Below are 20,634 nucleotides of genomic sequence, written 5' to 3'. Positions count from 1 at the left end.
ATGGTAAACTGTGCGACGGCCTCGAGCCGACTGTTCTTTCCCCCTGCCGTCCCCCAACAACGCCGGAGTCCGCCTGCGATGCTACAACCTGCCGTCAACATCATGGTCAAGGCGGCCCGCGCCGGTGGCAATATCCTCCTGCGGCACATGCACAAGCTCGATGCGATCAACGTCGTCGAAAAGGACCGCATGGATTACGCCAGCGAGGTCGACCGCCTGGCCGAGGTCGCCGTGGTCAAGGAGCTGCGCCGCGCCTATCCCGAATACGCCGTGCTTGGCGAGGAAGGCGGCGAGCAGAAGGGCAGCCAGGGCGCCAGCCGCTACACCTGGGTGATCGACCCGCTGGATGGAACCAGCAACTACCTGCGTGGCTTCCCGCACTGGTGCGTCTCGATCGCGCTGTGCGAAGGGCCCGAGCCGCTGCATGGGGTGATCTTCGATCCGCTGCGCAACGAGCTCTTCACCGCCAGCCGCGGTGGCGGTGCCCAGCTCAATGAGAAGCGCATCCGGGTGGCCGACCGCAAGGACCTCGCCGGCACCCTCGTCACCACCGGTTTCCATCCGCGCGAGCGTTCGCGCACGGCGGCGCAGTTCGATTGCATGCGCCAGGTGCTGTCGGTGGCGGAAGACGTGCGCCGCACGGGTTCGGCCGCGCTCGACCTGGCCTACGTCGCCGCCGGTCGCACCGACGGCTATTTCGAAGCCGGCGTGCAGGCCTGGGACATCGCCGCGGGCATCCTGATGGTGCGCGAGGCCGGCGGCAAGGTCACCGACTACAAGGGTGCCGCGATGGGCCCCTTGCACATCGCGATGAACAGCCGCCAGGTGGTGGCCGGCAACATCCGCGTGGCCGAAGCCCTGCAAAAAACCGTCGCCGCCTCCGGCTACGCCGCGGCGTTCTGATCGAAGCCTATCTCCGGCTGATGACGAGATAGTCGGGTCGGGCGCCGCTCCGTCGGGATGCGCGCAGCCCTCCTCCCCCGACCGCCAAGAAGGTCCGGGCCCGCCGTGGAGGCAGGGGGGATGCCCAGAGCCGGCCATGGATGGCCGGCGGCCGGAACTGGGAGCAGGATGCGCATATTCCGGCTGGGCATCCCCCCTGCCTCCACGACGGGCAGCGCACACCCTCCCGGAGCAATCATCCAAACCCGCGCAGTCGGGAGAAGAACATAAAAAAACCCCGCACTCTGGCGGGGTTTTTTCAATCCGGGCTTTGGCCAGCCCGCTGGAGCCCTCAAGGCCTGCGCGCGAGCTCCGCGTCGTCGCGCGCCTTCGGCAGCAGGTCCTGCTTGGTGACCTTCAGGAAGCCCATGCTCAGCAGCGGACAGGCGACCAGGATCGACGACAGGGTGCCGATCACGATGCCTAGCATCATCGCCAGCGACATGCCTTCGAGCGAGCCGCCACCGTACAGGTAGAGCGCCAACACGGTCAGGAACGCCACCACCGAGGTGATGACCGTGCGCGACAGGGTCTGGTTGATCGACGCGTTCAGCACCTCCATCGGCGGCGCGCGCATGCTGCGGAAGTTCTCGCGCACGCGGTCGAAGACCACGATGGTGTCGTTGATCGAGAAGCCCATCACCGACAGCAGGCCGGCGAGCACGGTCAGGTCGAACTCCTGGCCGCTGATCGCGAACCAGCCGGCCACGATCAGCACGTCGTTGAGCGTGGTGACGATCGCAGCGACCGCGAACTTCCACTCGAACCGGAAGCCGATGTAGATCAGGAAGCCGACAACCACGAACAGGATCGCGTACAGGCCGTTCCAGGCCAGGTCGCGGCCCACCTGCGGACCGACGAAGGCGCTGCCCTGGATGGTTGCGGGATTGCCGCCGGCTGAGGCCGCCTCGAGCACGTCATCCGCGGTGCGCGCCGTGCCGTCGGCGCTGGTCTCGCCGTCGCGCGGCTGCAGCCGCACCAGCAGGTCGCTGCCGCTGCCGAAGGTCTGCACCTGGGCACCGGGATAGCCGGCATCGGCCAGGCGCTGGCGCACGCCATCGACATCGGCCGGCTGCTCGAAGCGCAGCTCGACCACGGTGCCGCCGGTGAAGTCGAGCGCGTAGTTGAAGCCCTTGCCGGCGATCGCCGCGATCGTGGCGATGGTAAGCAGTGCGAACACCGCCACCGACACCCAGCGCAGGCGCATGAAGTCGATGTTGGGGGTAGCCGGGATCAGGCGCAGGGGAAAGATAGTCATGTGTCGTATGCCCGCGTCAGATGGCCAGGGTCTTGAGCTTGCGCTTGCCGCCGTAGACCAGGGTGGCGATGCCGCGCGAGACGGTGACCGCGGTGAACACCGAGGTCAGGATGCCGATCACCATCGTCACCGCAAAGCCCTTGAGCGGGCCGGTGCCGAAGGCGAACAGCGCCACGCCGGCAAGCAGCGCGGTCATGTTGGAGTCGAAGATCGTGCCGGACGCCTTGTCGTAGCCGTTGGCGATCGCGCCCCGCGGAGGCATTCCAGCCCGCAGCTCTTCGCGTATGCGTTCGTTGATCAGCACGTTGGCGTCCACCGACATACCGATCGACAGTGCCAGGCCGGCGAAGCCCGGCAGCGACATGGTGGCGCCGAACAGGCTCATCACCGCCACCACCATCAGCAGGTTGAGTAGCAGCGCGACGCATGTGAACAGGCCGAACATGCGGTAGTAGATGCCGAAGAACAGCAGCGTGAACACGAAGGCGTACATCACCGCGGTGGTGCCGCGCTCGACGTTCTCCTTGCCCAGGCTGGGGCCGACGATGCGCTCCTCGATGAAGTCCATCGGTGCGGCCAGCGAACCCGAGCGCAGCAGGCGCGCCAGGCCATCGGCCTCGGCCTTCTCCAGGCCCGTGGTCTGGAACTGCTTGCCGAACACGCCGTTGATGTTGGCCACCGAGATCACTTCCTCGTTGACGCGGAAGCTGCGCACTTCTTCGCCGGCGGCGTTGGTGGTCACCTGCGGGACGCGCTCGATGTAGACCACGGCCATGGGCTTGCCCACGCTGACCGAGGTGAAGTCGAACATGCGCTGGCCGCCGAGGTTGTTGAGCGTCACGCTCACCGCCGGCATGCCGTTTTCATCCAGCGTGGACTGCGCCATCACCATCTGCTCGCCCGAGGCGATCACGCGCTTGGACAGCAGCACCGGCATCGGCTTGCCGTCGATGCCGGTCTCGCGGCGGTAGTACACGCGCGCTTCCGGCGGCACGTTGCCGCTGGCCACGGCGTCATACGGATCGCCGTCGATGACCGCGCGGTATTCCAGCGTGGCCGTGGCGCCGATCATGCGCTTGGCCTCGGCGGTGTCCTGCACGCCAGGCAGCTGCACCACCACGCGGTCGTTGCCCTGGCGGGTGATCACCGGCTCGCCGACGCCGACTTCGTCGACGCGGTTGCGGAGCGTGGTGATGTTCTGGTCGATGGCGTCGGCCGAGATCTGGTTGAGCTCGGTCTCGGGCACGCGGATGGTGATGCGGTTGCCCACGGCCTGGCGCAGCAGGGTCGGCTGCGCGGTGGCCAGCAGCGTCATTGCCCGGTCGGCATCGGCCGCGTCGGCAAGCTGGGCCACGGTGGTGCCGGTGGCGTTGCGTTCCACCGAGTCGTAGCGGATGCGGTTGTCGCGCAGCACCGCGCGGACCTCGTCGGCATAGGCGTCCAGGCGCTTGTCCAGCGCCGCCTTCTGGTCGACCTGGAGCACGAAGTGCACGCCGCCCTGCAGGTCGAGGCCGAGCAGCATGGGCTTGGCGCCGAACCAGGTCAGCCAGTCCGGCACCGTGGAGGCAAGGTTCAGCGCGACCACGTAGTCGTCGCCAAGCTCCGGGCGCAGCGCGTCGGCAGCGCGGGTCTGGTCGTCGAGGTCCAGCAGCCGGACCATGCGCTCGCCGTCGTCGCTGGTGTCGATCGACTTCGCGGTGACGCCGGCGGCCGCCAGCGCCGCCTCGATCTTCCCGTCCAGTTCAACGCCGGTGGCGGCGCCGCGGTTGGAGGTGATCTGCACGGACGGATCCTGCGGGTAGACGTTGGGCAGCGCATACAGCGCACTCAACAGCACCACGAACAGGATGATGACGTACTTCCAGCGGGGAAATTCGAGCATGGTCGGTTCTTGCGCCAGGTCGTCCCGCGGGCGGGAGTGACGGATTCGGTTGCAGGCGCCGGTCGCGGCACGGCGCAGGCGCCGGCCGCGGTGCTTCCGGCGAGTGTCAGATGGACTTCAGCGAGCCCTTGGGCAGCACGTTGCCGATGGCGGTCTTCTGCACGCGGATCTCGACCTTGTCGGCGATTTCGACGTTGACGAAACTGTCGCCCACGCGGCGCACCACGCCGGCGATGCCGCCGCCGATCAGCACTTCGTCGCCCACGGCCAGCTTCTCGACCATGGCGCGATGTTCCTTCTGCCGCTTCATCTGCGGGCGGATCATCAGGAAGTACATGATCGCGAACAGCACGACCATCATGATCGGGAACTGCCAGGGGTTGGGCGCGGCGGGTGCTGCGGCCTGGGCGTAGGCGGGGGCGATCAGGAAGTCGAGCAGGTTCATTCGGGGCGGTCCGTTCGGAAATCAGCTGGCAAGTATGCCACGGCGACGTGGGAGGGCGTTCCAGCCCGCAGCGGGGGCATTGGATTCGGGGGCGGGTCGGGGTGGGGTTCGGGTCCGGTTCTGTCGCGGCTCAGGGCATCCGGGCTGCAAGGAAGGACCGGCGGAAGGCATCAAAGGTTCCCGAGGCGATCGCGGCGCGCATGTCGGCCATCAGCTTCTGGTAGTACCAGAGGTTGTGCAGGGTGCCCAGGATCGGGCCCAGCATCTCGTTGCAGCGGTCCAGGTGGCGCAGGTAGGCGCGGGTGTAGCCGCCGCTGCAGGCCGGGCAGCCGCAACCTTCCTCGATCGGGCGGGTGTCGCGCTCGTAGCGCGAATTGCGGATGCGGACGGTGCCGGTGGAGGTGAAATAGTGGCCGTTGCGTGCGTTCCGGGTCGGCATCACGCAGTCGAACATGTCCACGCCGCGGGCCACGCCGTCGACCAGGTCCTCCGGCCGGCCCACGCCCATCAGGTAGCGCGGGCGGTCATCGGGCAGCTGCGGGCAGGTGTGCTCGAGCATGGCGTTGCGCTCGGCCTCGGTCTCGCCCACCGCCAGGCCGCCAATGGCGTAGCCGTCGAAGCCGATGTCTTTCAGGCCCGCCGCCGAGCGCGTGCGCAGGTCCTGGTGCACCCCGCCCTGGACGATGCCGAACAGCGCCGCATCGTTGCCTTCATGCGCCCGCTTCGAGCGCTCGGCCCAGCGCAGCGAGAGCTCCATCGAGCGCTCGATCACGCGCGGGTCAACCGGCTGGCCGTCCTTCTGCACCGGCGGGCACTCGTCGAAGATCATCACGATGTCCGAGCCCAGCACCTTCTGGATGTGCATCGACTCCTCGGGGCCGAGGAAGACCTTCGAGCCGTCGGTGGGCGCCGAGAAGGTCACCCCCTGCTCGGTGATCTTGCGGCGGTGCGCCAGCGAGAACACCTGGAAGCCACCGGAGTCGGTGAGGATCGGCCCGTCCCAGCGCGCGAAGCCGTGCAGGCCGCCGTGGGCTTCGATGACTTCCAGCCCCGGCCGCAGGAACAGATGGAAGGTGTTGCCGAGGATGATCTCCGCGCCCAGCTCGCGCACCTGCCCCGGCAGCATGCCCTTGACCGTGCCGTAGGTCCCCACCGGCATGAACGCCGGCGTCTCCACCGTGCCGCGCGGAAACGCCAGGCGACCCCGGCGGGCGGCGCCATCGCGGGCAAGCAGCTCGAACTTCATGCGTGACATCGGATACCTGGCTCCAATCGGGCACCCATTGTCGCGGAACCCGCCGGCCACTTGTAGGAGCAGCCATAAGCCGCGTCAGTCGAAAGCGACCATCCCGTCCTCGGCCAGGCGCAGGCGCAGCGGGTCGCCGGCAGTCAGGCCCTGGATGCCGGCGGCGTCGTCGAGGTCGACTTCGACCACGGTGCCGCCGGAGAGGCGGAGGCTGGCGACGTGGCCGGGGCCGCGGAAGGCCAGGGCCACGAGTTCTGCGCGCACGGCGCCTTCGGGATCGGGCTGCAGGGCGTGGGGGCGCAGCAGGACTTCGCCGCCGCGCGCCAGTCCGAGCGCGGCGGCGGGCACCAGGGCACCGCGGCCAATGAAACCGGCGACGAAGCGGTCCTGCGGCCGCCGGTACAGGGCCTCGGCGCTGTCCCACTGCATGATCCGGCCGCGGTCCATGACCCCGATGTGGTCGGCCATGGCGAAGGCCTCGGCCTGGTCGTGCGTCACCATCAGCACGGTGGCGCCCGACGCCTTCAGCAGCTCGCGCAGCTCGATCGCGAGCTGCTGGCGGGTGTCGGTGTCGAGGTTGGAGAAGGGTTCGTCGAGCAGCAGCAGCGCCGGACCGGGCGCCAGCGCGCGGGCCAGGGCGACGCGCTGCTGCTGGCCGCCGGAAAGTTCATGCGGATAGGCGCCGCCGCGGTCGGACAGGCCGACCAGCGCCAGCATCTCAGCCACCCGTGCCCGGCGCGCGTCGCTGGACCGCCCGCGCAGGCCGAAGGCGATGTTGGCATCGACATCCAGGTGCGGGAACAGCGCGTAGTCCTGGAACATCATGCCGACGCGGCGCTTCTCGGGCGGCAGCAGCACGTCCGCCGCAGCGACCCGCACGCCGTCCACGTCGATGCTGCCCGCCTGCACCGGCTCGAAGCCGGCGATCGCGCGCAACACCGTGGTCTTGCCGCAGCCCGACGCGCCCAGCAGGCAGCCGATGTCGCCGGGGGCGAGCGACATCGAGAGATCGTCGACCACCACGCGCGCGGCGGCGCCCGGCACCGGGTAGCCGACGCGGATGCCCGCGATCTCCAGCAGCGCATCGCTCACGTCATCTTCTCCCGTCCATAGCGCACGCCGGTGCGCGCCAGCAGCACCACCGGCAGCAGGCCGACGGCGACAATCAGCAGCGCCGCCACCGCGCCTTCCTCATAGGTCCCGCGCGAGGCCTCGGCGTACAGCCAGGTCGCCAGGGTCTCGAAATTCAGCGGGCGCAGCAGCAGCGTCGCCGGCAGCTCCTTCATGGCGTCCACGAACACCAGCAGCGCGGCCGCGGCCAGCGCCGGGCGCAGCAGCGGCAGGTGGATGCGGCGCAGCGTCGCGCCCGGCCCGTGGCCGAGGCTGGCCGCCGCCTGGTCCAGGCTGGGCGGGATGCGCGCCAGCCCGGCCTCGATGCCACCGGCCGAAATCGCCAGGAAGCGCGCCATGTAGGCCAGCACCAGCGCCGCCGCGGAACCCATCAGCAGCATCCGCGGATCCATGCCGAACGCACCGAGCACCAGGTTTGCGCCGGTGTCGAACCAGGCCAGCGGCAGCAGCAGGCCGATCGCCAGCACGGTGCCGGGCACGGCATAGCCGAGGCTGCCGCTGCGCAGCGCGAACAGCGCCCCGGCGCTGCGCCGCCGGCCCTGCGCAAGCCGCATCGACCAGCCCAGCACCAGGCCGGCGGCGAGGGTGGCTACGGTCGCCGCCAAGGCAACGGCCACGGTGTTGCGGACGCTCGCCAGCAGCTGCGGCGACACGCCGTGCTGGCCGATCCGCTCGAATGCTTCCCAGACCAGGTAGCCCGCCGGCAGCACGAAGCCAATCAGCACCGGGACCACGCCCAGCACGATCGCCAGCGCCGCGGCGGCGCCGCGCAACCGCTGCGGGCGCATCGGCCGCGGCCGGTCGCCCACCGCATAGCGCTGCCGTCGCCGCGCGTAGCGCTCCAGCGCCAGCAGCGCGACCACGATCGCCAGCATCGCCAGGGCGATCTGCGCCGCGCCCGGCAGGTCGCTGCGCGTGACCCAGGTGGTATAGACGGCCACCGTCATGGTCTGCACGCCAAGGAACTCGGAGGCGCCGATGTCGTTGAGCACCTCCATCAGCGCAAGCGCAGTGCCGATCGCGATCGCCGGCCGCGCCAGCGGCAGTGCCACCCGCCGGAACACCTGCATCGGCGTCGCGCCAAGCACGCGCGCGGCTTCCATCAGGCCCGCGGCCTGGGTCATGAACATCGCGCGCGTGGTCAGGTAGACATAGGGATAGAGCACGAAGCCCAGCAGCACGATGCAGCCGGCCAGCCCGCGGATATCCGGCAGGCGGAAATCGCGCGGGCTGTCGTAGCCGAGGATGTCGCGCACCAGGCCTTGCACCGGGCCCAGCGGGTGCAGCAGGTCGAGATAGGCGAAGGCGACGATGTAGGTCGGCACCGCCAGCGGCAGCAGCAGCGCCCAGGCCAGCGTACGCCGGCCCGGGAACTCGTAGGCCGTGACCAGCCATGCCGCCCCGGTTCCGATCGCCACCACCAGCGCGCCGGAACCGGCCAGCAGCGCCAGGGTATTGCGCGCCGCGACCGGCAGCACGTAGCGGGCCACATGGCTCCAGAGCCCGTCCTGTCCGCCCTGCAGCGCGGTCCAGGCCAGGGCCAGCAGCGGCGCGACCACGACCGCGGCGATCGCGACCGCGGCCCACTGCCACGGCCCTTCGGGCAGCAATCGCCGCAGGCCGCGACCGGCAGGGCCGCGGGCCAGCGGATGCAGCGCATCCGCGGATACTCCAGCCGCCGCCATTACGTGACGCCCCGGGGTCGGCGCGTCAGTTGTCGAAGCCGACCTTGTCGACCAGCGCACTGGCCTCGCGGCGGTTCGCGACCACTTCGGTCAGCGGCAGCGGGTCGACGCTGAGCTCGCCGAAGCTTGCGACCACAGGGTCGAGCTCGACGCCGGCCTTCACCGGGTATTCGTAGTTGGCGCGTGCGTACAGGCTCTGCGCCTCGTCGGAGACCAGGTACTCCATCAGCTTCACCGCGTTGTCGCGGTTGGGCGAATGCGCCGCCAGCGCGGCGCCGCTGATGTTGACGTGGGTGCCGCCGCCGTCGACGTCGAAGGTCGGGCGGATGACCTTGATCGCCTCGCCCCACTGGTGCTGCTCGGAGCCGGGCTCGGCGTTCTTCATGCGGCCGACGTAATAGGCATTGGCGATGCCGATGTCGCAGATGCCGGCGAGGATGTCGCGGGCCACGTCGCGGTCGCCGCCAGCGGCCTTGCGCGCGAGGTTGGCCTTGACGCCGCTCAGCCAGGTTTCAGTGGCCTCGGCGCCGTGGTGGGCGATCATCGCCGCGAACAGGCTGGTGTTGTACGGATGCTGGCCGGAGCGGATGCAGACCTTGCCCTTCCACTGCGGGTCGGACAGGTCCTCGTAATGGAACGATTCAAGCTCCAGGTCCTTGTGCGCATACAGCACGCGGTCGCGCAGCGACATCGCGAACCACTGGTCGTCGGCGCCGCGCAGATGGGCCGGGATAGCGGCTTCAAGCACGTCGGACTGCAGCGGCTGGGTGTGGCCGGCCTCGACCAGGTCGAGCATGTTGCCGGTATCGACCACCATCAGCACGTCGGCGGTCGATCGCTCGCCTTCGGCGCCCAGGCGCTCCGACAGGCCGTCCTTGAGCAGCACGGTGTTGACCTGGATGCCCGACTCGGCGGTGAAGGCGTCCAGCAGCGGCTGGATCAGGCCGGGCTCGCGGGTGGTGTAGAGGTTGACCTCGCCCGCGTCGGAAGGCGTGGCGGCGGCGGCCGGCGTGTCACTCGCCGCCTGTTCGCCAGCCGTCGTCGCAGGCGCCGGATCGGCACTGCATGCGGCGAGCAGCAGCGCCGTGCAGGCGGCGGCAAGGGCGGCGCGGGGCGCGCGGAAGTGGATGTTCACGGGCATCTCCTGGTCACTGGATCGGGCCGGACTGGCCGGCGCAAATGAGAATGATACTCGACACGGGGCATTTTCAGGAATTGCGGAAGAGCAGCATCGCGTCGCCGTAGGAGAAGAACCGGTAGCGCTCGCGCACCGCGTGGGCGTAGGCCGCCAGCACCCGCTCGCGGCCGGCAAACGCCGACACCAGCATCAGCAGGGTCGATTCGGGCAGGTGGAAATTGGTGAGCAGGATGTCGGCCGAGGTGATCCGGTAGCCCGGGACGATGAAGATCGCGGTCTCGCCCACGAAGGGATGCATTTCGCCCTCGACGGTCGCCGACTCCATCGCACGCACCACGGTGGTGCCGACCGCGACCACCCTGCCCCCGGCCGCACGGGTGCGCCGCACCTGCTCGACCAGGGCCGCGCCGACGTTGATCCACTCGCTGTGCATGCGGTGCTCGCGCACATCATCCACGCGCATCGGCTGGAACGTGCCGGCGCCGACGTGCAGGGTGACGTGGCCGCTGTCGATTCCGCGCGCGCGCAGGGCATCCAGCAGCGCCTGGTCGAAGTGCAGGCCGGCGGTCGGCGCCGCGACCGCGCCGGACGCGCGCGCGAACACGGTCTGGTAGCGCTCGGCGTCGTCGGCGCCGGGCTCGCGCTGGATATAGGGCGGCAGCGGCATGCGCCCGGCCTTGGCCAGCCACGGCTCAAGCCCGCCATCGACGTGGAAGCGCAGGTGATGGAAGCCGTCGTCGCGAGCCACGACCTCGGCCACGCCGCCGCCGTCGAGTTCGATCAGGTTGCCGGGCTTCGGGGTCTTGCTGGCGCCGACCTGGGCGCGGGCCTCGTTGCCCGGCAGCAGGCGCTCGATCAGGATCTCCACGCGCCCGCCGCTGCCCTGCTTGCGGCCGAACAGCCGCGCTGGGATCACCCGGGTGTCGTTGAGTACCAGCAGGTCGCCGGCGCGCAGGAACTCCGGCAGCTCGTGCACCTGGCGATCGTCCAGGCCGGACCCACCGGCCGGCACCACCAGCATGCGGCTGGCCGAGCGTTCGGCCAAGGGCGCCTGGGCAATCAGCGACTGCGGCAGGTCGAAGTTGAAATCGGACTTCTTCAAGCGGGGGCCTCAGCGTTGGAACTTGGTCGACAGCAGCAGGGTCGAGGTGGTGCGCTCCACGCCGTCCAGCGCGCCGATCAGGTCGGTGAGTTCGTCCATGTCGCCGATGGTCGGCACCACCGCCATCGCCACCAGGTCCCAGGCGCCGTTGACCGAATGCAGGGCGCGGACGCCGGGCATCTGCCGCAGGACCTCGACCACGCCGGGGGCCTGCTTCGGGAACACGGTGATCATGATCAGCGCGCGGACGCGTTCGCGTTCGTGGTCGTCGCTGACGCGCACGGTGTAGCCGGCGATCACGCCCATCCGCTCCAGGCGCTCGATCCGGCTCTGCACCGTGGTCCGCGACAGCTGCAGGCGGCGCGCGATGGCCGCGGTCGGCGCGCGGGCGTCCTCGCGCAGCAGCGAGAGCAGGGCTTCGTCGGCGGGACTGAGCTTCATGCCCGGATTCTATCGTCGATTCGCCGAAAACAGCAGCATTTGCGCGCAGATCGTACCTACCAACCGACGAACGCATCCCGATAATAGGGGTATCGCCCGGCAAACCGGCCGGCAGACGCACAGGAGACACCGCCATGACCGACCACGTGACCGCAGCCCTCGCCCCGCTCCGCGCCCGCAAGGGCCAGCGCCGCAGCCCCGGGCTGGACGACGCCACCGTGGCGCGCTTCGCCGCCGGCCATCCGGACCTGGTCGCCGCCATCGACGCCGCCGCGGCCGAGTTCGGGCGCATCGAATCCGACTTCGCCGACCTCCTCGACCTCGATGAGGACGCACAGGTCCAGGCCGTGCAGGCCGGCTACGTCAACTTCTATCCGCAGGACGGCGTGAACCCCTACGTCGCCCTGACCGCGCGTGGGCCGTGGATCGTGACCCTGAAGGGCGCGGTGCTGTACGACACCGGCGGCTACGGCATGCTCGGCTTCGGCCATGCGCCGCAGCCGGTGATCGACGCCATGGCCAAGCCGCAGGCGCTGGCCAACGTCATGACCCCCAACCTGTCGCAGCTGCGGCTGGATCGCGCCCTGCGCAAGGAGATCGGCCACAGTGCCGGCGGCTGCCCGTATGCCGCCTTCATGTGCCTCAATTCCGGCTCGGAGTCGGTATCACTGGCCGCGCGCATCGCCGACACCAACGCCAAGACCATGACCGACGCCGGTGGCCGCCATGCCGGGCGCACGATCAAGCGCCTGGTGGTCAAGGGCGCCTTCCACGGCCGCACCGAGGCCCCGGCGCTGTACTCCGACTCCACCCGCAAGGCCTACCAGGGCGCGCTGGCCAGCTACCGCAACGAGGACAGCGTGATCGTGGTCGCGCCGTACGACATGGATGCGCTGAAGCAGGCCTTCGCCGACGCCGATGCCAAGGGCTGGTTCATCGAAGCGATGTTCCTGGAGCCGGTGATGGGCGAAGGCGACCCGGGCCGCAGCGTGCCGGTGGAGTTCTATGCCGCGGCGCGCGAGCTGACAAAGGCGCATGGTTCGCTGCTGCTGGTCGACTCCATCCAGGCCGGCCTGCGCGCCACCGGTGCGCTGTCGATCGTCGACTACCCCGGCTTCGAGGGCCAGGACGCGCCGGACATGGAAACCTATTCCAAGGCGCTCAACGCCGGCCAGTTCCCGCTGTCGGTGCTTGCGGTGAACGAGCGTGCCGCCAACATGTACAAGCGCGGCACCTACGGCAACACGATGACCGCCAACCCGCGCGCGGCCGACGTCGGCGTGGCGGTGCTGGGCATGGTGACGCCCGAGGTGCGCGCCAACATCCGCACGCGCGGCACGCAGGCGCTGGAGAAGCTCGAGGCGCTGAAGGCCGAGCTTGGCGGGCTGATCACCAAGGTCCAGGGCACGGGGCTGCTGTTCTCCTGCGAGCTGGCACCGGGCTTCAAGGGCTACGGCGCCGGGTCCACCGAGGAGTGGCTGCGCGAGCAGGGCCTGGGCGTGATCCACGGCGGCGAGAACTCGCTGCGCTTCACTCCGCGCTTCGAGATGGGCGAGGACGAACTCGACCTCGTGGTGTCGATGGTGAAGCGCGCGCTGCAGGAGGGCCCGCGGGTCGAAGCCGCGGCCTGAGGCCGCCGACTGCGGCACGGGGTCTTTGTACCCTCCGCCGCCACGACTTCCCCCACGAGGCTACTCCCAGCAGCGGTCGGCACGGCCCTTGAGCGTCGCGGCACGTTCGCAGTCGCGCTGCGGGATGCGGTCTTCGGGGTGCTCGACAAGGCTGCGCCCGGACTCGCGGTCGCCAAGCAGCGAGAAGGCGTCGTACAGGCGGCCGGTGGCGGTGCGTGCTTCATAGCGCAGGGTGTCGCCATCAATGCGAACCACCTGGAACAGCTGGGTGTCTTCCGCTACCGGCGCCATCGTTTCGCGCGCTTCCGGCGACAGCCGGTACTGCTTTGCACCGACCACGCTGACCAGGTACTGCGGCGTGCCCTGCCCTTCGACCGGCCCGCCGCGACGGCCGTAGACATGGTCGTGGCCCTGCAGCACCAGGTCGACGCGATGCGCCTCCAGCACCGGCAGGATGTGCTCGCGCAGCAACGCATTGTCGCGGTCCTGGCGCGGCGAGAACATCGGCTGGTGGATGGCGACGATCGACCATGCCTGCGTGCTGTCGCGAAGCACGCCGTCAAGCCATGCTGCCTGCGCTTCGGCGGTACCCAGGTCCAGCGCCGAGGTGCCGTCGAGCACCACGAAGCGTGCGTCGTTCATGTCGAACCAGTAGGTCGTGGCCGCAGCATCCGGCGCGCCGTTGTCCGGCAGGTCGTAGACGTGCGGCCAGTGGTGGCCGAGCACGCGGCGCTCCTGCGGGGTGTCTTCGAACTCCTCGAAATACTCGTGGTTGCCGGTCACCGGCGCGAGCAGCATGGTCGACGCCAACGGCGCGACGGCGTCGAACCACTCGCCCCATTCGTTGTCGTCCTCGCCGTCGCCGCCGCTGACCTGGTCGCCGGTGAACAGCGCCAGGCGTGCTTCGGGGGCATGACGCAGGGCCTCCAGGACCACCCGCGTGGAATGGCTCGCGTTCTTGTTCTGGGTGTCACCGAAATAAAGGAACTCGAGCGCGCTGCCCGGCGCCGCCGCGGTGCGCAGCTGTCGCCAGGGGCTCCACCAGCCCCCGGCGCCCTGCACGCGGTAGGCGTAAAGCGTATCGGGCTCAAGGCCGGTGACCTCGACCTGGTGCTGGTGCGACAGGCGCTGTTCGATGTCGAACGCGCGCGTGGCGGCGCGCAGGCGCCTGGCCTCGCCCAGGTCCGGCGTGTCTCCGGCGACGGCAAGCTCGAGCAGGGGCGCATCCACGCCAGCCGCGGTGCGCCACGACACCTGGAATCCGCGCGAGGGATCCGCCGCCGGCGAGGCCACGATGCGATCGGGATGCGCGGCGGGCGCGTAGCGGGCGTCACCGGCCGGCACCAGGGTGTTGGGCTCGACCGCGCGCGGGCCGCCGGCCACGTCGCGCGCGATCGCACTGGTGGGCAGCGTCACCGGCAGCGCGACCAGCGCCGCCAGCAGCAGCGTGCGCAGGCCATCTGTCACCGGCATGGGCACCAGCCGCGCGGTCGGCTTCGGCGTCGCGGCGTGCACGACCATCAGCGCGCGCACGCGGGCAGTGCCAGCGCCGAGGCGATCTCGCTCCAGCTGATCGCCACCGCGCCCTGGTCGTCATGCACCGCGTACAGCACGCCGTCGGGGAACTGCGTGGTCGGTGCGTCGTGCAGCCAGATGCCGTCGGTATTGGCCACCGTGGGCCCAGCCACCGCCCCGGCGTGCGCCAGCGAATCGCGCTCGAAGAGGTGGAACGCGGTGCGGCCCTTGCCCTGCTCGGTAGTGATCCACCAGCCGCCGCCATCGGCACAGGTCTTGAGCATGATGCCTTCGGCCTGGGCCTGCAGGAATTCGCCGCCGATGGTGCGGCCGCTGAAGTTGCCGGCGAGGTCGTAGACCTTGAACTCGTTGGCGTAGGTTTCGTCTTCCTCGGCCACCAGCAGGCGATCGTTGGCGGCATCGCCCCACAGCGATTCGACCACGCGCAGCGCGCCCTCGGGCGTGGTGTCGCCGAAGGCCGCGATGTGACTCGCGCGGTAGCCACCGCCATCAGCCGCGGCTGCGAGCGCGAAGCGGTGCACGCGCCGATCGAGCTCGGCCAGCGGCGGCAGGATGTCCTCGCCTTCGGCGTCTTCCCCGGCCATGTAGGCGTCGGTGACGTAGACCTCGTAGCCACCGTCCACCTGGTTCACCCACAGGCCGTAGGGCAGCTGCAGCACGTCGGCGCCGAACTCGGCGACGGTCTCCATGCCGGGCAGGCGCAGCACCTGCACGCGGTGGTTGTCGCGCTCGACCACGAAGGCCAGGTCGTCGGCCACGGCGATACCGTTGGGGCGGTCGAACTGCCCTGGACCCGCGCCGCGTTCGCCGACGTGGCGCACGAGCGCGCCGGTGGCGCCGTCATACACCACCAGCCGGTGTGTGGACTTTGCGGTGGCGAGCAGCAGCACCTTGCCATCGGGTCCGGCCCAGCTCGCGACCGAATCGATGTTGTCCCCAGGCGTCATCGGCGTGGCGAAGGCTTCGGGCACGGCCGCCGCCTCGGTCACGCCATCGCTGCGCGCGGCCTCGCGGGCGCGATCGGCGCGGTCCTCCGCATCCTCTGCCTGGGCGGCGGTGCCGGTGCCCGCGGCATCCGCCGGCCCCTGTCCTGCGCCGCAGGCAGCGAGCGCAAGCGCCAGGGTGCTGGCGGCCAGCACGCGCCAGCCGGCGCGGCGGTTGGTGATGTTCTGCATTGCGTTCATCCTCAGAAATTGACCTTGACGCCCAGCGTGTAGCTGCGCCCGTAAAGCTCGTTCTGCAGCGTGAAGTCGCGCGAGCCCTGGTAGAGCTCGAGCGGCTCGTCCAGCAGGTTCGAGGCCTCGAAGTACAGGCCCCAGTTGTCCGCGACCTTGTAGTCCAGGCTGAAGTCGAGCTGGGTGTTGGGCGCGACCCAGAGATCGTAGCGGGCGTCGTCGCCGATCTCGTCGAGGTATTCGCTGCGGTGCACCGCTGCCAGTCGGGTGCTGACGCGCTCGTTCTCCCAGCCGATGTGGGCGCTGTACAGGCGCTCGGACGACAGCGGCAAGGCGAACTTCTCGCCGGCGCGGTCTTCGGTGCCGGCGACGAATTCGGTGTCGAGCCAGGTACCGCTCAGGCCGACCAGCAGGCCACTCCAGGCACCCGGCAGGAAGTCGAGCTTCTGCTGCCAGTTGAGTTCGACGCCGAACACCTCGGCGTCCTCGCCGTTGATCGGGCGTGTGACGTCAAAGCCCGGGAACGCCGGATCGCTGTCGGTCCAGGTCTCGACGATGTAGCCGTCGATCGACTTGTGGAAGATGCCGGCGGAGAAGATGCCCGATTCGCCGATGTAGCGCTCGAACGACAGGTCGAAGTTCAGCGACTCGTATGGATCGAGCTGCGGATTGCCCATGCTGACCTCTTCGTCGTCGCGGTTGATGCTTGCGCGCGGCGAGATGTCGCCGAAGGTCGGGCGGGCGACAGTCTTGGTGACCGCGCCGCGCAGCACCCAGTCGTTGCCGGTGTCGTAGCGCAGGTGCAGGCCCGGCAGCACGCTGGTGTAGGAACTCGAGGCCGAGGTCGGGCTGGCGGTGAGCGCGCCGTCTTCGTCAAGGTCCACCATCCAGCCGCTGGCGTCGAACTCCGTGCGCTCAACGCGCGCACCGGCGATCACGCGCAGGTTGCCGAAGTCCATCGTGCCCATCAGGTAGGCGGCGAGCACGTCTTCGCTCGCGGTGTAGTCCTCGACCAGCGAGATCATCGTGTTCTCGGCCACGTCGCCGGGGCGGGCGGAGAACGCGCCGCGACTGTCGCGCAGGAAGCGGCGCATTGCGCCCGAGGACAGTCCGTCACCCATGTTGCCGTGGCGGTAGCCGGGCGAGCCCGTGGTCCAGCCGCCCAGGTCGACATCAGGCCCGATGCGGTACTCGGCCTCGTCGACGTTGACGTCGCGGTCACGCCAGCGTCCCAGCAAGCCGCTCTTGAGCGTCACCGCCTCGCCGGTCCAGGTGAAGTCGAACTTCGCGCTCAGCGACTCGTCATCCACCTGCTTGGGTCCCACCACCAGGCGGTCCAGGCCGTAGTTGGCGTTGCGCAACCAGGCATCGCCACCTGCCGGGTCGATGACGTCGAACGACGGCAGCCGGCCCGGGCCGACGCGGACCGACATGTCGTCCTCGCCCAGGTACTCGAAGCGCATCTCGACCTCGTCGTCCACGCGCTCGCGGGCCTTGGTGTAGCCGAGCTGGTAGTCGAACTGCGCGCTGCCGCGGCGGTTCATGCCACCGACGCTGGTGGTGAAGGTGTCTTCTTCCTTGGTGCGGTAGCGCAGGCGGCGGCCGAAGTCGCCGGGCGAGATGCCTTCAACCCTCCAGCTCCCGCCGTCGTAGCCGGCAATGTCGCCCTCGCCGACCGGGATGATGTGGTTCTGGCGGGTCTCGGCATCGGTGAAGTCGGTATACAGCGTGCGCAGGTAGTACTGATTGTCGTTGTCCGGGCGCCAGTCCAGGTTGAGGTTCACGCCGGTGCGCTCGCGGTTGATCGTGTACTTGCGCTGCTGGATCTCGACCGGGGTCAGGCGATCCCCGGTGACGTCCTCGAACTGGTCGTCGTATTCGACCTCGATGTTGTCACTCTCGTAATCGCGGTCCTGCCAGCTCAGCCCGAAGGCCACGCCGAAGGTGTCGTTGTAGACGTCGCTGAAATTGAACGCGGCCTTGGGGCTGGTCTCGCCGCTGAGGTTCTGGTGGCTGGCCTCGGCTTTCAGGCGCATGTCGCGGCCGTTGCGGTCGAAGGCCGACGCCGACTCGACCAGGATCATGCCGCCGAGTGAATCACCCGGCATGTCCGGGGTGGGGGCCTTGACCACGGTCAGGCGCTCGGTGGAGTCCGAGGGGATCACGTCCAGCGGCGCGGCACGGCTGCTGTCTTCGGGCGTGCCCATGCCGATGCCGTCCACCATCACCGAGTTCTGCGCCGCGTCCAGGCCGCGGATCACGACGTAGCGGCCCTCGCCCTGGTCGCGGGTGACGCTGATGCCGGGCAGGCGCGACAGCGACTCGCCGACGTTCTGGTCGGGGTACTGGCCCATGGAGTCGGCGGACACCGTGTCCTGGATGGCGTCCGACGCACGCTTGAAGTCGATCGCGCGCATCTGCGACTCGAACTGGCCGCGGACCTCGATGGCTTCGAAGTTCACCGCATCAGGCGCGGCGGCCGTGCTTTCGGCGGGCGGCCGGGGAGCCGGGACCTCCTGGCCCATGGCCCCGCCGGCAGCGGTCAGGGCCAGGGTGGTGACGATGGCGAGGTGCAGCGGATGGCGCTTGGTCACGGCGGGGGACTCGAAGTGTGATCGTTGGGTGCCCACGGTATTTCCGGCTTGTTTCAATCCGGTTACCGCAGTCACATGGCCGCCACGCGCTAGACTCTTCTCCATGAAAATCGTCGAAGTCCGCCACCCGCTGGTCCAGCACAAACTCGGCCTGATGCGCCGTGTCGACAACAGCACCAAGACCTTCCGCGAGCTCACCGGCGAAGTCGCCGCGCTGCTGACCTACGAGGCCACGGCCGACCTTGAGTGCGAAGACGCCGAGGTCGAGGGCTGGGCCGGGCCGGTGCGCGTGCGCCGCATCAAGGGCCGCAAGGTCACCCTGGTGCCGATCCTGCGCGCGGGCCTCGGCATGCTGCACGGCGTGCTGGAGCTGATCCCGGCGGCCAAGGTCGGCGTGGTCGGCATCAAGCGCGACGAAAGCACGCTGCAAGCCGTGCCCTATTACGAGAATCTGGTCGGCGACATGGCCGACCGCACCGCCCTGGTCCTCGACCCGATGCTGGCGACCGGCGGCACCCTGATCGCCACCGTCGACATGCTCAAGGCCGCCGGCTGCACCCGGATCAAGGGGCTGTTCCTGGTGGCCGCGCCCGAAGGCCTGCGCGCACTCGAAGCCCGCCATCCCGACGTCGAGGTCTATACCGCCTCCATCGACGAACGCCTCAACGATCTCGGTTACATCCTCCCGGGCCTCGGCGACGCCGGCGACAAGATCTTCGGCACCCGCGCCTGATTCCAGCCGCCGCCACGTCCGGCACTGCCGGCCGCGGGTGTCCGCACCGCGCTGTTCCCCGCGTTGCCCTGCGGTGTGGCCACTCCATCGCTGACATCGAACGTTCCGCCGATTGGCGGCGGGCCCGCACCAGGGCCCGCGCAGATGGCTGGGGCCTGGCTGTTCGGCCGCTACCGGCTGGAACCGGCGCTCAGGCGCCTGCACGCCGACGGCCGCACCCGCGAACTCGATGCCCGTGCGCTGGCGGTCCTGGAATGCCTGCTGCGCCACGCGGAGCGCGTGGTGCCGCGCGCGACGCTGACCGTGGAGGCATGGCTCGACGCAGACACCGTGTTGGACAGCGCGGTCTCGAAAGTGATGCGGCGGCTGCGCACCGCGCTGGGTGACAGCTCGGGGCACCTGCTGCAGACAATCTACGGCGAGGGCTATCGCCTGGCGCTGCCGGCAGTGCAACTCGGGACCGCCCCTGCCCGGCCGCCGCAGCCTGCCTCCAGGCAAACGCCCCCGGCACCGGCACCGGCACCGACAGCGAAAGCGGCAGCTGACGGCGCGAGGGAGCCATCGCCCGCACCAGGGCCGCCCGCAGACACGAGGCGTGCCCCCGGCACCTGGCGGGTCTGGCTCCCCTGGATCCTTGCCGCGACCGCGACCCTGGTCGCCATCCGCCTCGCCTGGCTGCTGCTGCGGCCGGCGGGCGCCGGCTGAAGCTCAGCCTGCGGCGCCGAGGCTCCTCGCCTGCAGTCGCGCGATCTGATGCGCGCCGACAAAGCGCCCGCGCTCATCGCGTCCAGGCTGGGCCATCGCATGGGTCGGATCATGGGTAAAGAACAGATGCACGTTGCGCGCCAGCTTGTCTTCCAGGAACGCCTGCTTCTCGTCGATCAGGGTCTCCGCGCAGCGGTCGTAGCCCATGGTGATCGGCACGTGCACCCAGGGCATGCCGGGCACCAGGTCGGCGCAGAACACCACGCCACCGTGGTGGCCGTCGTCGCGCAACTCGGGTCCCAGCACCTCGGCCAGCATCATTCCCGGGGTATGGCCGTGGCTCCAGTGGAAGCGCACCGCGTCGCCCAGCGCCGGCGTGCGGTCGCCGTCGACCAGCTCCACGCGGCCGCTGGCTTCAAGCAGCGGCAGCAGTCCCGGGATGTAGCTGGCGCGGTCGCGCGGGTGCGGATCATGTGCGCGCTGCCACTGCTCGCGACCGATCACGAAGGTGGCGTTGGGGAACAGCAACTCCGGCTCCCTGCCCTCCTGCCAGGCCGACAGCAGGCCGCCGGCATGGTCGAAGTGCAGGTGGCTCAGCACCACCACGTCGATGTCCTCATGGCCGAAGCCCGCCTCGCGCAGGGAGTCCAGCAGCACGTGGCCCTCGCCGCCGATGGCGTAGCGCTCGCGCAGCTTGGGCTCGAAGAAGGCGCCAATTCCGGTCTCGAACAGCACCGTGCGGCCGTTGAGCGGCGTCGCCAGCAGCGCACGCGTGGCCAGCGGGATGCGGTTGGCCTCGTCCGGCGTCATCCACTTCGACCACATCGCCCGCGGCGCGTTGCCGAACATGGAGCCACCGTCCAGACGCTGTGTGTTGCCTTCGATCGACCAGAGTTTCATGCGCTGTCCTCGTCGAGGATCTGTGGGGAGCGGCCATGGCCGCGATCGGTGCTGCCGTCCCGCCTGATCGCGGCCATGGCCGCTCCCGAA

At 69.7% G+C, this 20,634-nt stretch carries 17 protein-coding genes; 4 read left to right on the top strand and 13 right to left on the bottom strand.

Annotated features, from left to right (window positions below; genetic code table 11):
• Positions 1-78 precede the first annotated feature (78 nt).
• On the top strand, positions 79-903 hold the full coding sequence (locus WCE37_RS03625) for an inositol monophosphatase family protein (protein WP_343256169.1): 825 nt from the start codon (positions 79-81) through the stop codon (positions 901-903).
• A 331-nt stretch (positions 904-1,234) separates the two neighbouring features.
• Here WCE37_RS03625 and secF read toward each other — a convergent pair whose 3' ends face one another.
• The 9 genes from secF to WCE37_RS03580 form a co-directional block, all read right to left on the bottom strand.
• Positions 1,235-2,200 (bottom strand): protein translocase subunit SecF, encoded by a 966-nt coding sequence (gene secF, locus WCE37_RS03620; protein WP_343275428.1) that lies wholly within the window; start codon positions 2,198-2,200, stop codon positions 1,235-1,237.
• Positions 2,201-2,216: 16 nt separating this feature from the next.
• Positions 2,217-4,082 carry a protein translocase subunit SecD gene (gene secD / locus WCE37_RS03615; RefSeq protein WP_343275427.1) on the bottom strand — a complete coding sequence of 622 codons (1,866 nt, stop codon included), beginning with the start codon at positions 4,080-4,082 and terminating at the stop codon, positions 2,217-2,219.
• A gap of 106 nt (positions 4,083-4,188) precedes the next feature.
• A complete protein-coding gene (gene yajC / locus WCE37_RS03610) occupies positions 4,189-4,527 on the bottom strand; it encodes a preprotein translocase subunit YajC (protein WP_343255374.1) in 339 nt (112 codons plus the stop codon).
• Between the two features lie 130 nt (positions 4,528-4,657).
• Positions 4,658-5,782, bottom strand: coding sequence for a tRNA guanosine(34) transglycosylase Tgt (tgt, locus tag WCE37_RS03605; RefSeq protein WP_343278178.1), 1,125 nt, complete (start codon positions 5,780-5,782; stop codon positions 4,658-4,660).
• 75 nt (positions 5,783-5,857) lie between these two features.
• Positions 5,858-6,865: an ABC transporter ATP-binding protein gene (locus WCE37_RS03600; RefSeq protein WP_343278177.1), complete on the bottom strand. Its 1,008-nt coding sequence runs from the start codon at positions 6,863-6,865 to the stop codon at positions 5,858-5,860.
• The gene (locus tag WCE37_RS03595) at positions 6,862-8,589 is read right to left on the bottom strand and encodes an iron ABC transporter permease (protein WP_343278176.1); all 1,728 of its coding nucleotides are present in this window, start codon (positions 8,587-8,589) and stop codon (positions 6,862-6,864) included. Before WCE37_RS03595 ends, WCE37_RS03600 begins: the two co-directional genes overlap by 4 nt.
• Before the next feature lie 25 nt (positions 8,590-8,614).
• The gene (locus WCE37_RS03590) at positions 8,615-9,724 is read right to left on the bottom strand and encodes a Fe(3+) ABC transporter substrate-binding protein (RefSeq protein WP_343278175.1); all 1,110 of its coding nucleotides are present in this window, start codon (positions 9,722-9,724) and stop codon (positions 8,615-8,617) included.
• Between the two features lie 73 nt (positions 9,725-9,797).
• Complete coding sequence (queA, locus tag WCE37_RS03585; protein ID WP_343278174.1) at positions 9,798-10,829, bottom strand: tRNA preQ1(34) S-adenosylmethionine ribosyltransferase-isomerase QueA; 1,032 nt, start codon at positions 10,827-10,829, stop codon at positions 9,798-9,800.
• 9 nt (positions 10,830-10,838) lie between these two features.
• Entirely contained in the window at positions 10,839-11,270 is a 432-nt protein-coding gene (locus WCE37_RS03580; RefSeq protein ID WP_343278173.1) for an Lrp/AsnC family transcriptional regulator, read from the bottom strand.
• Positions 11,271-11,404: 134 nt separating this feature from the next.
• On the opposite strand from WCE37_RS03580, the gene WCE37_RS03575 reads away from it, so the two are divergent.
• Positions 11,405-12,901 carry an aminotransferase class III-fold pyridoxal phosphate-dependent enzyme gene (locus WCE37_RS03575; RefSeq protein WP_343278172.1) on the top strand — a complete coding sequence of 499 codons (1,497 nt, stop codon included), beginning with the start codon at positions 11,405-11,407 and terminating at the stop codon, positions 12,899-12,901.
• Positions 12,902-12,961: 60 nt separating this feature from the next.
• Here WCE37_RS03575 and WCE37_RS03570 read toward each other — a convergent pair whose 3' ends face one another.
• Genes WCE37_RS03570 through WCE37_RS03560 form a run of 3 tightly spaced genes read right to left on the bottom strand, consistent with a single transcriptional unit; the run spans position 12,962 to position 18,206 of the window.
• The gene (locus tag WCE37_RS03570) at positions 12,962-14,374 is read right to left on the bottom strand and encodes a metallophosphoesterase family protein (RefSeq protein ID WP_343278189.1); all 1,413 of its coding nucleotides are present in this window, start codon (positions 14,372-14,374) and stop codon (positions 12,962-12,964) included.
• A 47-nt stretch (positions 14,375-14,421) separates the two neighbouring features.
• Positions 14,422-15,612 carry a phytase gene (locus tag WCE37_RS03565; protein WP_343278171.1) on the bottom strand — a complete coding sequence of 397 codons (1,191 nt, stop codon included), beginning with the start codon at positions 15,610-15,612 and terminating at the stop codon, positions 14,422-14,424.
• Between the two features lie 11 nt (positions 15,613-15,623).
• Entirely contained in the window at positions 15,624-18,206 is a 2,583-nt protein-coding gene (locus tag WCE37_RS03560; protein ID WP_343278170.1) for a TonB-dependent receptor, read from the bottom strand.
• A 103-nt stretch (positions 18,207-18,309) separates the two neighbouring features.
• Between WCE37_RS03560 and upp the strand changes: the two genes are divergently transcribed.
• Both upp and WCE37_RS03550 read left to right on the top strand, forming a co-directional pair.
• Complete coding sequence (gene upp / locus WCE37_RS03555; RefSeq protein ID WP_343278169.1) at positions 18,310-18,939, top strand: uracil phosphoribosyltransferase; 630 nt, start codon at positions 18,310-18,312, stop codon at positions 18,937-18,939.
• A 144-nt stretch (positions 18,940-19,083) separates the two neighbouring features.
• Positions 19,084-19,644, top strand: coding sequence for a winged helix-turn-helix domain-containing protein (locus tag WCE37_RS03550; RefSeq protein ID WP_343278168.1), 561 nt, complete (start codon positions 19,084-19,086; stop codon positions 19,642-19,644).
• Between the two features lie 3 nt (positions 19,645-19,647).
• Here WCE37_RS03550 and WCE37_RS03545 read toward each other — a convergent pair whose 3' ends face one another.
• Entirely contained in the window at positions 19,648-20,544 is an 897-nt protein-coding gene (locus WCE37_RS03545) for an MBL fold metallo-hydrolase (RefSeq protein ID WP_343278167.1), read from the bottom strand.
• Positions 20,545-20,634: the final 90 nt, after the last annotated feature.

Origin of the sequence: Luteimonas sp. MJ250, from assembly GCF_039548455.1 — a bacterium.
In the GTDB taxonomy this organism is placed as follows: domain Bacteria; phylum Pseudomonadota; class Gammaproteobacteria; order Xanthomonadales; family Xanthomonadaceae; genus Luteimonas.
Note: the sequence above shows the minus strand (reverse complement) of the source record. Positions and strands in the feature narration are given on the sequence as shown.